Origin of the sequence: Bacillus sp. BF2-3, from assembly GCF_008368795.1 — a bacterium.
Classification (GTDB): Bacteria; Bacillota; Bacilli; order Bacillales; family Bacillaceae_G; genus Bacillus_A; species Bacillus_A cereus.
In genome coordinates, this window is record NZ_QOSA01000001.1 from 262,723 (window position 1) to 276,618 (window position 13,896).

Here is a 13,896-nt window from a genome sequence, read left to right on the forward strand (position 1 = left end):
AGTTATTTATCGGAAAAACCAACCACTTTGAATCTTTTAAATAAACGAAGGAGTTTTTTATATGACGACCGATAAAAAAGTGCCCAAATATCAGCAGATAATAGACTATATGAAAGAAAAAATTGAAAACGGAGAATGGCCAATTGGAAGTAAAATCCCTAGTCAGCGGCAGTTAGCAAAATTATTTCATGTAAATCGAAGTACTGTAATTACTGCGCTAGATGAACTTATAGCAGATGGTTTAATTCAAGGACAAATCGGAGCAGGAACAATTGTAATGAATAATACATGGTCATTATTAGCAACTAATCCTCCGCCCGATTGGAGTGAATATGTAAAAGCCGGTATTCATAAACCAAGTAAGTTAATGGTGCGAGAAATAAATGAAGCAGAAGCAAATAAAACGCTTATCCATCTTAGTAAAGGTGAACTTGCACCTCATCTTTTCCCGCTCGAAACTATGCAATCTATAATAAAAAACGTCAGTGAGGAATTAGATTATTTCGGATACGAAGAACAAAAAGGTATTTATCCGTTACGTGAAGCAATAAGCAAATATGTAAGATCATTTGGAATACATGCATCACCGGATTCTATATTAATAGTCTCTGGTGCACTCCAAGCATTACAATTAATATCGATTGGTCTTTTACATAGAAAATCAACTGTTTTACTTGAACAACCTTCTTACTTATATTCACTTCATGTTTTTCAATCAGCAAATATAAATTTATCCGGTATATCAATGGATCATCACGGTATTTTACCTAACGACTTATTAAAACGAATTAAATATAGTCAAAAGAATAATATTTTATATTCAATCCCTTGTTTTCAAAATCCAACGGGGATATTGATGTCCAAAGAGCGAAGAAAAGAAATATTAAAAATATGTGGAAAAGAGCAATTGCCTATCATCGAGGATGATATATACCGAGAGTTATGGCTTGATGAATCACCTCCAGCTCCTTTAAAGTCGATGGATAAACATGGACATGTATTATATATTGGTAGTCTCTCTAAAACACTTAGCCCAGGACTTAGAATTGGATGGATAATCGGACCAGAACCTGTTATTGATAGATTGTCAGATATAAAAATGCAAACAGACTATGGATCCAGCTCTTTATCTCAAAGAGTAGCTGCTGAATGGATAAATGAAGGTTTTTATGAAGAACATGTAGCAAACGTAAGAATGAACCTGAAAGAACGAAGACAAATAATGATACGAGCTTTAAATAAATATTGTGCAGATATTGCATCATGGGATATTCCTAGTGGTGGATTTTTTATATGGCTAAAGGTTATACATAACATTCCGATGAAAAAACTATTTTCAGAGGCACTATCAAAAGGAATTCTTTTAAATCCGGGACGTATTTATGAAGAAGAATCAAATCAGTACATTCGTTTATCATATGGATATGCTACTCCAGAACAAATGACTAACGGAATTAAATTGCTCAGTGAATTAATTCGGAAGTTAACGGCATAAAAAAAATCCTCTTTTGTTTTTGGAGGATTTTTTTATGTATCTTATTTACCACAATTTCATTTCCTGCCCTAATAAAATAAGCTCTTCATAAGGATCTCCGTCAATATTTAATACTTGAGCAAAAGCAGGTTCTGTTTTTAAACCTTGTTCCTTTAAGCGAATAACTTCTTCCCTTATATGGGGATGCTGCATTAATAGCATGTGCTCCACTATCATGTGTCTATATGCATTTTGATTACGCACTGGCTTCGGTTGAGCAAATAATTCAAATTCAAAACCTTCGAATTCAAAATTCACCTTTATCGATTCAGTACCTTTAATTTTTTTCTTTTTTATGTTGAACCCTCCATAAGAACCATATAAAGATCTCATTTCCTGCTCAAAAACATCAAAATTATATACTTCCATTACAATATCTAAGTCAGATTGAGGAGTATCAATTCTTATAGGGATTGTCCCGCAAAGAACGGGATTATATAAAGCTAAATCCTCCATTATGTTTAGGCTATTCAAAACATCATATATTTTTTGTTGTTTCTCATTGCCAGATTGTAAATATGTAATAGATGTAAACATAGAAGTCTCTCCTTCATTTAACATAATAATCATCTCACTAAATATTTAAATCATTGGGTTTTGTTCTAGGAGTACCTTTATTTCAATATATTAAGCCGAACTAACTATATTTTTCAACTTTTCTCCTATACTGCAATACTATAAAAATAAAAAAGGAGGAATTATTATGAGCATTTTTAACATTCTTTTAACCATACACATCCTATTTGGAACAATATGCTTAATCACTGGTATTGTAGCGATGGTTGCCCAAAAGAAGAAAGGAAAACATACCGAATGGGGCGAAATATATCATGCATCCTATGTTGTCATTACCCTTACGGCAATAATATTATCCATTATCAACTGGGATAAAATCGCATATTTATTTTATGTAGCAATCTTCTCTTATTCATTTGCGATTTATGGATACCTTGCACGAAAAAAACGTTGGAAAAATTGGCTCCATCACCACATTAGAGGCATGTTAGGTTCTTATATTGGTGCAGTCACCGCACTTTTAGTAAATGTCGGCATCCATATTCCCATTATAAATTTACTTCCGCCAATATGGTTTTGGTTTTTACCGACCTTAATTGGTATCCCCCTCGTAGCCAGTGTATCAAAAAAATATAAAAAGCGTAGTTGAAATTAATTACATTTTGATTACTTTCTGATTATTAGAATGAAAAATTATACTCTATGCATCACGAATGATATTATAAGTGCTCGCCCTATGAATATTTAAAATAAAGTGCCGCCCAACTGGACGGCTCTTATTTTCACTTTACAAACGTAACATATTCACCAGAAACCCATTGATTTCCACCAACATTATACCAACCATCTTTATATCCAAACGATTGATATTTTTCACCTTGATACACGTTTTTCACAATGCCGTAATTTGTTCCAGGGCCGGTACGAACACGCAATACATCCGCGATTATAGTAACTACACCTACACCATCATTTGATGATTGTGAAGTTGCTGGTACATTTCCTCCCGTATAACGGATGTATGATGGATCGTTATAAACCCACTGATCGCCACCTAGATTTAACCAACCATTTGTTTGTCCAAATACTTTGTAGGACTCTCCTTTCCCTAATTGACGAATAACGCCATATCCAGTACCAGGTCCTTTTCGTAAATTTACATTACTACCGTTAATATAAGCAACCCCTACATTATCATTCGACGTAGGAGGAGTCACTACGTTTTGAGCACCTTTTCCAAAAGTATCCGTTCCATACCCTTTGTAGTTATATTGCAAATGCGGGCTATCCACAAATCCTTTCCAGTCACCGCCCCATTCGAAACCAATTTGTTTAGCATAACGAATTGCTGAAGCCCACGGTTCTTTATTATAGCCATTCCAATCTTCTGTACCATTCGACTGAATTGGAACAAAATCTAATGCCTGTCCTACTAAGTGATATGAGCGCATCGTTTGTGATGCTCCTTTACGAACATATTCACGTTGTTGCTCGACTGTACGGATTGTTTCATAAATTAATACTTCAATTCCATTGTCGATACAGTACTGATACCACTTAAAAGCTGCAGCTTTCGTATTATCCGCTAATTTATTCAGATTACTTACATTTCTATTGTGGTATTTCAATATGCAACATCTCCTTTTCTATTATCCTATGCAAAACTCGTCTCACGGGTTGTACATATACCTAGAACGATACGAAGTACAAATACATAGGAAGCCAATTCAGCTAAAAAGGTTTTCACTTCTAGCTTCAAACTTTGTAAGTTGAAATCGAAGCAATAAAAAAACCACAACCTAAGTCTTCAAGTTGCGGTTTTTGGTATTTTCTTTTTATATGCTACATGCCTTCTTGCATTGATAATCCTAATATGCAGGTTTTGTAAATTTTCCCTTTATGAATAACACTTCTTATTCATGACTTTTCAAATCCAATAATATTGAATGTAAACGATCTGGATAATTAGTAAACATCCCATCGACTCCCCATGAAAGTAACTTTTTCATATCTTTTTCATTATCTACTGTAAATGGATGAACTTCTAATCCGCTTTTCTTTATTTTCTTTACATAATCTGAATCAATATATTTGTAATTCATACCAAGACCTATGCAGTACGTTTTATACTTTTCTATCTCTAATTCTGTTAATTGAACTGCTTTTTTATAAGATAATAATTGTACTAAGGATATATTACTATTTAAGCCATGAATCTTTTGTAGACTTTCTTCACTAAACGATTGAATAATAACTTTATCCTGTATTTCATAATGATTAATAATTTCTAATAATTTTTCTTCCATTCCTGGATATTCATTAGGTGATTTTGTTTCGATATAATAGTTCGCATTATGCCCAAACGTTTTAATAATTTCTGTTAATGTTGGGACTTTAACATTTTCAAATTCTTTCTTTGCTAAGTTCGGATATTTTTCATTAAAAAAAGAACCTGCATTTAGTTGCTTTACTTCTTCTAATGTATGCTCTTTCATTAGCCCTGTACCATTTGTTGTATGGTTTAAGGTTTCGTCATGCATAGCCACTAAATGTCCATCTTTTGTCATTTGGAGATCAATTTCTATATAATCTCCATTCATTTGTTGGCCTAATCGATATGCTGCTATTGTATGTTCAGGCGCGAACGCAGAAGCACCTCTATGTGCGATATTTTTTATATGATTTGATTGATTCATAGCTTTAGTATACTTATGTTCATTTATTTTCTGAAAAACAAAGATACTTATTACTATAAATGCACAAATTATTGTAACGAGATATATCTTTTTCATAACGATTTATAAGCTCCTATATAAAGACGATTTAACTTGAATGATTTACTCAATTAAATGTCGATTTTCCAATACAGTCATTTTGCCGATATCTTGAAATCCCGATTTTTTATAAATATTGATTCCATCGGGTGAAGCTTGTAATACACAATACGTATTTTTAAATTTATGTGCTTCTTGCAGCAGGAAATTGAAAATAGCAGATCCGAACCCTCGTCCTCTCATTCCTTCTTTCGTTGCTATGTCATAAATACCAATACTATCTTTTGAACATATCAATGAACCAACAGTTACGACTTCACCTTCATATAACCCTAAAAATAATTTCAGATTCTCACTGTTACATATATCAAGATTAGAAATTTGATTATAGAATGCTTGTACATGTATACCTTCTTCTGATGTACCGAATAGATCAGCTAACGTTTCTCCAAATTTATTTATTTGTCCAGGTGAAGATGCTTGTTGAATAGTAAAACTTACTGGCATGTTTATTGTTGGGGAAATTGTTTTTAAGTCTGCTACCATCGCAATATTCTGTTCCACTTCTTTTAAACCAATTTTAATTAACTCACTTTTTATATCCCGCTCTTGCTCCTCATCCCATAACCAAACACTCATTGGAAATTTCTTTTGATTATAGTATTCTACCTCCTTATATAATTTCTCGACCCCTTCCGTTAAATTATTGTTTAGTAGAGTGATGATATTAAATGTATCGGCAGGTAATCCACAATCAACAGCAATATAATCTTTCGTTTTTTTTATACTCATTCCGGGCACAAATTGTGCAACATATGAAGTTTTAAATGCAAAGTTATCTAGTAGTAGTTGTTTATAATTCATCAATAGTTCTCCTTTTCATAAAAAGTAACACTCGAATTTTTCTATATTAAATATAACATATTAGAAATTTACCATTTTCTATAAAAAGTACCTCTTTAAATTGTGCTCTATAGTTTAAAATAATTAAAAATGATATAACGTTGTCGGAATGAAAAAAGTGGTATATAATAAATATTAACATTACTAGTAATTATTTTAGGTATTCCTAGAATAAAGGAGCGATACATATGAAAATTACTATTTATTTCGGAAGTCATGAAGATCAAGATGTTCGTACTATGGACTGTCATTTAGATGTAGAAGATACAGAAGAGATTGTTTCTGTATCATAATATAAATAGTTAGGGTAAACCCTATCCCTTACAGCGTTTAAGGCACCTTTTATAAGGTGTCTTTTTTGTTATATTTTCATCAAAAACCCTTTACTTTATAGCGTTTTAATAGTAAAATATAAATATACGAACAAATGTTCTTTTTTATTTTAAACGTACATGAAGGGATGATTTTAACAATGGCTCCATTAAAGCGCAGAGGAAGAAAAAAGCAAGCACCTATTATTTCAAATACAGGCTTTATCGGCTCTGTCTTTATTGATACATTGGAGTTACAAAAGAAATCCTATTATTTCGCTCGTAAAAAACTTCAAATTGTTCATCACGTACTAGATGGTCTCTCTGGAGCAACAAGTGCTTTATTTAAAGAACATAACATTTCAGCATACATGTCATGTGTGTATTTACATAAACAAAAGAAAATTGGTTTTGTTCTTTCAACGAAACCATTTGAACAAAGTGATGGCGTTGCTTATTTTGTAAATTATTTAATCGAAAAGAATTTTTATGGCGGCCATGATGAAGATGTAGAATATCAAGAAGTATTTAATACAGGTTTTATCGGTGTAGTATTCGCTGATTTATCTAGTATAGATCGCTTTAATTTCGAGTTTGAAATGGGTATGCTAACGAAATTAATGAAAGATATGATTATTCCAGTTAAAGAACTCTTTTTACGCCATAATGTACCGGCTTACATCTCCACTTCTCACTTAGAAGAACAAAACAAATTAGGTTTCGTTCTCTCTGTAAAGCCATATGACGAACGTGCTGAAGCAGATTTATATTTTGAAGCATATTTAAAAGAACGCGGATTATTTATTGGTGATGAAGAAGATGATATTGATAAGATTGTCATTAGAAAAACCGCTGAATTACGATAGAAAAGCGCAGGATGCTAATCCTGCGCTTTTTATAATTTATGAAACTGATTTACCAAATAAACGGTATTAATTTTTTTGTTTTCTGTTTATAGACTGTAAATTGTTCTCCATACTTTTTCTGTAAGTAACCATCAGATTTTGGAATATATTCAAAAACGAATACAAAGAACAGGCCTAGAGGTATAAATAAACTATAAATATTGCTAGCGATAAATGCTAAACCTAACACCCAAAGGCAATCCCCCAGATAATTAATATGAATCGCATATTTAAATAAACCACCTGTATATAGCTTACCTTGATTTACAGGATTGTCTTTAAAGGATTTTCTAAGTAGCTCTGAAACTGTGTTTAACATACTTCCTCCTAAAAACAATATCCAACCTATTGTAAGTAATATTAAATTAGGATCCTGATTACTAGTAATCATTAAGATTGGAAAACCTAAATAATAAATTCCAAAAGCAATACTGTTCATAATGGCTTCTTGCCATGAAATCCCTCTAGGCAACCATATAAACATCATAGCCGTTAATCGTAAAGCGGTGATAATTAAAGCTATAAACAGCCCTATTGAAATGCCTGGTTTGAAATAAGTAATGAAAAGTAAGTAATACGCAATGATTAGATAGATAATCTCAGTAACTAAAATTAATATTTTTTCTTTTATTGTTGGCCGGTTTATACCATACATTGTGATACGCTCCTCCCTTTATTCATTTTATAGGAAAATAAACTTCTATGATATTATTCTCCTCCTGTGTGCTATAAGGATTCGTTTTATAAACTTCAAACGGAGCTCCATTCAGTTTATAGTTATTTTCTTCAATCCAAACGTGTAGCTTTGTATGAATAAAAGGTAATTCTTCGTAAGAACCAATAAGCGTAGCCATTGCGCAAAGACCGGGATTAAACACTTTTGTTTTATTTGTGGCTTCTGCAAGGGGAATCGCAATTTCCACATCATAATTTTCAGGTACATATTCTGAACTATGGAAAATAGCAAGTGGTTTTGCAATAGGTAATAAATTTTCAAATGAAATTTTACTAAACAACTCATTAAAGTGTGTTAGGAAATCAACGGTATTAATTTGTTTTCGCTGAGATGATATATTATAGGTTAAGTGATTTACAAGATTAATCTCAATATGATTTAAGTAACCTATGATACTTTCTTCTTCATCTAATTGTTGAATATCACGCTTTAATTTTTTTAATAAAGAAGAATAATATGTTATCTGCTGTGTTAGATTTTCTTGTTTGGTTTTCATTTTAGAGTTAAGCAATTCAGTTTTCTCCCGATTTTCTAAAATATCCTTAATTTCTTCCAGCGAAAATAAATAAGTTTTTAATCGTGTAATCAATAAAGCTATTTCTAATTGGAAAATATCATAGTAGCGATATCCATTCTTAGGGTCTATGAAAGCTGGTTTTAAAAGCCCAATTTCATCATAATAGCGCAGCGTCTTCATTGTAAGATGAGATATTTTTGAAAACTCTCCAATTGAAAGCATAACACTCACCTCCTGTAATTAATTATTTTAAATATACTGCTTCCTGTAAGGGGAAGGTCAATCAACAAAGTTAAATTTTCTTATTGTATTTAGAACGATATTCATCCCCCTCAACCTACAATTTTAAAGTAGTCTCCAAAACGAATATGTAATCTTTTCAAAATTGTTCATGGGAAATCAGCCGATTTTTTCATTTTATAGTATTTGCATTTCTTATCTTGAAAAATGTAGCAGTATCCATTATATAAATAATCTAAGATCTACTAAGCGCTATAATCTTTCGAATGAACTTCTAATATGAAACAATTCGATGAAACTTTAATTACTATTAAATATAAGATTCCCCCTACAATTGTAATCATGTAGGCTGGAATATAATTTAATAATAGACCGGATAGCACCATTGCTATAGGAAGCATCATTTTACTTATACTTAATCCAATGCTGAGAACCCTCCCTCTATATTCATCAGGAATCTCTTTTTGCATGAAATAAGCTATAGGTATATCAATAAGCACTATAATTAGTCCTAAAAAGAACATAACAACACAATAGGTAATAACGTATACAAAATCATTTACCTCAAAACTTTTGAATAAAACTGGAATTCCTGAAATAATCATAAAAACCGCCAACATAAAGCTTAACTTTTTCAAAAGATAAGCGTAAGAAAAACGATCGGTTATCTTTTTTACTAAAATCGCACCAATTATCATGCCTACTGGAAAAGTCCCTTGAATCATACCAAATTGTTTAGAACCAAGATCGAGAACTGTATTAATAATGTATGGCAATGGAACAGTTACAGCAAACCCTAAGAAGAAATTAAGTGAAATTAAAATACTGAACGTATTTTTTAAGCTTTTCCGCTCCATTAAGTAAGAGTATCCCTCCTTTATATCTTCAATAAAATTAATTTTTCTAATTGAACATTCCTCATTTATGTTTTGCTCAAACAATTTAAAGTTAATAAATAATATGGAAATAGCCGAAAGGATAAATGAAATACCGTTTATAATTATAAAAATTTTAATATCAAAGACTGCAAAAACAATACCACCTAACATAGGACCTAGAATTAAAGATATAGAATCGATAATTTTACTTATAGAGTTAATACTCATTAGCCTCTCTTTGGAGACGATATTTGGTTTTGCAGCTTCTAATCCTATTCCAAAAAATGTTGTAAATACCGTTATAAGAAAGGTAGTAGCATAAATGGTGAATAAGTCTAATCCATAATTACTGCTAAATATATAAACAGTAATTAATAAGCTTCCACTTAGTAAATCCATACAAATGACCAATTTCTTTTTATTAACTTTATCTGCAATTACACCAGCAAATGGATTCATAACAATCATCGGAATAGTTCCTAAAATAAGCGTAATGGCAAAATTTAATGCTGATCCGGTTATATGTAAAACATATAATCCTAATGCAAAACTATAAATAGAGCTACCAAATATTGATACTGTTTTCCCGAATGAATAGAGACACATATTTCTTAGTTCTTGGTTTCTTTTTTTATTTTCTATATGTAATCGTAAACTTCCCATCACTTTTCCCCCTACCTAACTTTGTGTTACGTACATTGTAAGTTCTTGGGTCAACCCAATAGCAATATGTACGATTTGAAAAGTTTTAAGGGGAAATAAATAAAAGATGGGGTTAACCCCATCTTTTTTCGAAAAATGAATATGTATAAATTTCTTCTCCTTGAACAAAGAAATCCTCGTACCTTCCCCCTCGTATCAAATAATTTGAAGTACTTTCATCAATAGATTGAAACTGTAAATTTTCGATTTCTTTTGTTACTTTTGCAGATGTAAAATTCTCTCTGAGTCTAGGTGCAATTTGGCTATTTATGCTGAATTTATTAAATAAAATAAATGAACTTAATAAATAACAATTGTGTTTAAAAAGGGAATTTAATTCACACAATAAGAACTCCTCATATTCAAAACTATAATTACTTGTACCTGATTGATCGATTACAATATCAACAGAATTATTCTGAATAGGTATGTTTAGAAAGTCGGCACAGATAAATACAATATTTCTTTTCACATTTCTTCTCTCAATTACATCTTTTAAAAGTAAAAGTTTATTCAAATCTCGATCAACAGCAATATATAAACACTCTTCCGGTAGTTCTTCATAAATATTTCGTAAAAAGAACCCAATACCAGACCCTAAATCAAGTAGTATTTTTTCATTTAAATCTAATTGCATTAGTTTCTTTTTCGCCCATTCTCCTCCTCTTTGAACATTTTCCAAAAAAGCAGTATCCGTTTCATGGATATAATCTGAAATAGAATCTTCAAGTGATTTCCTCTTATACACCTCAAATAATTTTCCAGCTGTTAAAACTCCGGAAGTAATCGCGTATTCTTCACCACAATTACAAATTAATTTCCCCTCAACAATTTGATTTTTATTAATAATGCCATCTTCAAGAATTAAATTTCCGTTACACTTAACACATTTAAATAAATGAAGTACTTTTAAATCTACCCCTAAAATTGAACTCGAAATTTCAGTTTCTATAGATAAATTATTTAACGTTTTCTTTAATTTATCTTTTCGTTCCTTTAAGGTTTTTATCTCTTGCTCAATCTTTTCATATTTTACTTTAAATAAAGATTGATAAAAAATATCCTTTTCATAGTCTAAGGATTTCCCTAAATTTTTATAAAGAAACAGTTCTTTAATTTCATTCAAGCTAAACCCTATCCATTTGTACTCTAATATAAGTTCTATATCCTTTTGACAATACTCGTCAAAAAAATAGTGACTTCCTTTTTTCTCAGGAATAACGAGTCCGAGATCCATATAATGTCTAATCGTATCTACACTTACATTATTTACTTCTGCAAACTTACTGATTTTCATCCTAATCACTACCATTTATATATTTGTTTATACATACTTCTTTATTACTTTAAAAAATCCTTTCATCTCCCTATACAAAATTATTTATGCTATGAAAAAGATGTAATTAATTTTAAAGTTCCGCCACATCCCCATTAAGCTAAGCTTATATAAGTTTAGCTCCTCTTTTTTAATCTTGAATTTAAAAAAGAGGCGCAGGTATTACGTTTATGTCTATATATCTAAAAACTGTGAGTTCATGGATGAATTTAAAACTGCGGCGTAAGTACTGCAGTTTCTTCCTTTTTCATTGAGTTGAAATATGTAAAGTTACGTACTTTAACTGTAGCGGACTTGTACTACGCGTTCATATTAATTTTATAGACGTTTAAGGATTTTGTTTTATGGTAAGTATTCTTGCTGTGAAATCAGGATTGTAAATATAGATGAACGTGATTCAAATCAAAAAAAGGTACTCCTAGAAGTACCTTTTTTACTATTCTACATGTGCGAACGCTTTCAAAATTATTGGATATAAATTGATGTACGCATTGTATTAAATGGGGCATTTATAGATGTCTTTTGGTACTCAAAAGTTCCTTGTTGGTGTCCAGACGCATCCCATTTATAATACCAGCCAACGATTGGTCTTCCGCCAATTATAGTGGAATCAATACTTTTTACATTAGAACCATTCATTTTAGCAAATGGGTTTTGGCCATAGCCCATTTCTTTCGTTGTAATATATAAGTATTTTCCCCCGTGGTTACGCGATGTACTGAAGCTGTTCTGATTAATTGTTTCTACCCCGCCTAGCTCAGACTCTACTTGTACGACGTTTAGTGAAGTAAGTGGTGCTGCTGGTCCAGCTAAAGCTTCTGTTGCCATTCCTAATCCGACGAACGCTGTGATTGCTAACGATGAAATCCCTAGTGCTGCTTTTTTAAACATAAAAAACATCCCCTTCCATCTATTGTTTTCTCTTTCATTTTCAATATAATCCTAATAACCTTATATGTAAATAGATTGTAGTTTTATAAATATTAGTGCGAATATTCTATTATATATTTCTACAATTCCATTACTCAATATGAATGATTTACAGTGCAAAACGAAATACACACATGTCAAGTTTGTAGTGTTGACATAAAAATTGTAAACTGGCTTACGCCTCGTATTTATCATATTTTATATCCAACATTCCTAAGATTCTGTATTCTAGAATGTTTTTACTACAGCTATTCATTTTTTCTTTGCAGGAACAACTGTGATAACATCTCCTTTATCATTTAAAGTCAGAGAATGTAGAAATTATAGCTAGCTATTGATATGTTACCTACTACGTACTGGAGCGCAACCTATCTGATAGGTAAATGATTCATGTGAAAAAGGAGACGCTACCAGTTCTATAGCATCTCCTTTTTATTTAATAAGTTAGACAGAAAGAATAGAAATAATGTTTTTCTTGTTTCACTATCCTTTTGTTTGTAAATGAACTGAGTTTTGAAAAACTATCCTATATAGTATGAATCGGGTATAGACATTAAATAATAGAATAGGGCACCTATTACTCCACAAGTAAAAATAGTAACTCCCATATTTCTTATGCCTTTAATTTTTGACCAAAATCCAATAAATCCTGTTATTAACCCACTTAAAGAGAATAGTGAAAAGTTGGAAACGGGTGTAAGAAGAAATTCCGCATTAATCCCTGTCCCCCAACAAACAATAGGTAACACGACAAGGGTAAGACAAAGTAATCCCATTACACTTACAAGTAATTTAAGATATTTGATACCTGCAATAATTAAATAGATTCCACCTATAAATCCACATAACCAGTAAATTGGCATAAAGTAAATCCAAAGAAAATGCAAGATGATCATATGTAATTTCCTCCTATTTATTTTCGCTCATTGTAGTTCTGGTTATTTGATGTTCTGAATTCGTTGCTAATTTATTAAGTTGATTTAGCGTTTCTTCTAAATCAAACGAATTAAACCAACGGTAATCCTGTCTGTCTAGAATACGATAATGCTGACTAATTAGATTTTGTTGTAAGCGAAAATTCCCTTTTTCTTGAATCTGTTTCCACCAGACTTTTCCTCCCAATGTTTTTTCTTTGAAGTTGTTAGTGCTATTGTGGGCCATTGTTTCGATTACTACTAATGGATCATCCCCAAGAGTATTCTGTAAAACTTCACTATCTCTAAACAATGCACAAATAGCAACAGTGTTGGTCCAACCTGCATTCGTTCTCCCTTTCTCAATTTGAACAAGCGTTTTTTTTGATATGCCGAGAACTTCAGCCATTTTATCTTGTGTATATCTTTTTTCAGTGCGTATTAACTTTATTTTCGTTGAAATAAGTTCAATTGCATGCTCCTTATTCACTTTACCTCCCCCTCAAAAAGTAACTAATGTGTTATTTAGTGTAATTTTACACTTTAATCAATTCATTTTCAACTCAATCCTCCTTAAATCTTGTAAGAAATAATTGGATAAGTCATAAAAAAGGCATTCCACAGTTATCTATGAGAAGGTAGCTCGACCATCGATTTCTAACCTCGATGGAGATATGTCGAGATCACATTTCATTTTAAT

14 protein-coding genes are annotated in these 13,896 nt (G+C 31.5%); 3 read left to right on the plus strand and 11 right to left on the minus strand.

The annotated features are described in order from the left end of the window. The first annotated feature begins 61 nt into the window (after positions 1 to 61). Entirely contained in the window at positions 62 to 1,495 is a 1,434-nt protein-coding gene (gene norG, locus DN401_RS01425) for an efflux pump transcription regulator NorG (protein ID WP_121868629.1), read from the plus strand. Between the two features lie 45 nt (positions 1,496 to 1,540). Here norG and DN401_RS01430 read toward each other — a convergent pair whose 3' ends face one another. Continuing rightward, the gene (locus tag DN401_RS01430; RefSeq protein WP_000495197.1) at positions 1,541 to 2,071 is read right to left on the minus strand and encodes a DUF4269 domain-containing protein; all 531 of its coding nucleotides are present in this window, start codon (positions 2,069 to 2,071) and stop codon (positions 1,541 to 1,543) included. A gap of 166 nt (positions 2,072 to 2,237) precedes the next feature. Here DN401_RS01430 and DN401_RS01435 point away from each other — a divergent pair, with 166 nt between their 5' ends. Then, on the plus strand, positions 2,238 to 2,699 hold the full coding sequence (locus tag DN401_RS01435; RefSeq protein WP_000021744.1) for a DUF2306 domain-containing protein: 462 nt from the start codon (positions 2,238 to 2,240) through the stop codon (positions 2,697 to 2,699). Positions 2,700 to 2,832: 133 nt separating this feature from the next. Here DN401_RS01435 and DN401_RS01440 read toward each other — a convergent pair whose 3' ends face one another. The 3 genes from DN401_RS01440 to DN401_RS01450 form a co-directional block, all read right to left on the minus strand. After that, positions 2,833 to 3,678, minus strand: coding sequence for an SH3 domain-containing protein (locus DN401_RS01440; RefSeq protein ID WP_000873738.1), 846 nt, complete (start codon positions 3,676 to 3,678; stop codon positions 2,833 to 2,835). A gap of 285 nt (positions 3,679 to 3,963) precedes the next feature. Next, on the minus strand, positions 3,964 to 4,842 hold the full coding sequence (locus DN401_RS01445; protein ID WP_121868628.1) for a glycerophosphodiester phosphodiesterase: 879 nt from the start codon (positions 4,840 to 4,842) through the stop codon (positions 3,964 to 3,966). Positions 4,843 to 4,887: 45 nt separating this feature from the next. After that, positions 4,888 to 5,688 (minus strand): GNAT family N-acetyltransferase, encoded by an 801-nt coding sequence (locus tag DN401_RS01450; RefSeq protein WP_127063984.1) that lies wholly within the window; start codon positions 5,686 to 5,688, stop codon positions 4,888 to 4,890. A 511-nt stretch (positions 5,689 to 6,199) separates the two neighbouring features. Between DN401_RS01450 and DN401_RS01455 the strand changes: the two genes are divergently transcribed. Continuing rightward, on the plus strand, positions 6,200 to 6,904 hold the full coding sequence (locus tag DN401_RS01455; RefSeq protein ID WP_000035355.1) for a hypothetical protein: 705 nt from the start codon (positions 6,200 to 6,202) through the stop codon (positions 6,902 to 6,904). A 49-nt stretch (positions 6,905 to 6,953) separates the two neighbouring features. Here DN401_RS01455 and DN401_RS01460 read toward each other — a convergent pair whose 3' ends face one another. The 7 genes from DN401_RS01460 to DN401_RS01490 all read right to left on the minus strand — a co-directional run bounded on the left by DN401_RS01460 (position 6,954) and on the right by DN401_RS01490 (position 13,686). Further along, positions 6,954 to 7,598 carry a methyltransferase family protein gene (locus DN401_RS01460; protein WP_000274258.1) on the minus strand — a complete coding sequence of 215 codons (645 nt, stop codon included), beginning with the start codon at positions 7,596 to 7,598 and terminating at the stop codon, positions 6,954 to 6,956. A gap of 22 nt (positions 7,599 to 7,620) precedes the next feature. Next, positions 7,621 to 8,418: a MerR family transcriptional regulator gene (locus DN401_RS01465; protein WP_000948769.1), complete on the minus strand. Its 798-nt coding sequence runs from the start codon at positions 8,416 to 8,418 to the stop codon at positions 7,621 to 7,623. Positions 8,419 to 8,681: 263 nt separating this feature from the next. Then, complete coding sequence (locus DN401_RS01470) at positions 8,682 to 9,977, minus strand: MFS transporter (protein ID WP_149287450.1); 1,296 nt, start codon at positions 9,975 to 9,977, stop codon at positions 8,682 to 8,684. 112 nt (positions 9,978 to 10,089) lie between these two features. Next, on the minus strand, positions 10,090 to 11,313 hold the full coding sequence (locus DN401_RS01475; protein ID WP_149287451.1) for a MerR family transcriptional regulator: 1,224 nt from the start codon (positions 11,311 to 11,313) through the stop codon (positions 10,090 to 10,092). Positions 11,314 to 11,817: 504 nt separating this feature from the next. Then, a complete protein-coding gene (locus tag DN401_RS01480) occupies positions 11,818 to 12,243 on the minus strand; it encodes a DUF4879 domain-containing protein (RefSeq protein WP_000472909.1) in 426 nt (141 codons plus the stop codon). Positions 12,244 to 12,803: 560 nt separating this feature from the next. Then, positions 12,804 to 13,178 carry a hypothetical protein gene (locus DN401_RS01485; RefSeq protein WP_000584711.1) on the minus strand — a complete coding sequence of 125 codons (375 nt, stop codon included), beginning with the start codon at positions 13,176 to 13,178 and terminating at the stop codon, positions 12,804 to 12,806. 13 nt (positions 13,179 to 13,191) lie between these two features. Next, a complete protein-coding gene (locus DN401_RS01490) occupies positions 13,192 to 13,686 on the minus strand; it encodes a helix-turn-helix transcriptional regulator (protein ID WP_001031007.1) in 495 nt (164 codons plus the stop codon). Between the last annotated feature and the right edge of the window lie 210 nt (positions 13,687 to 13,896).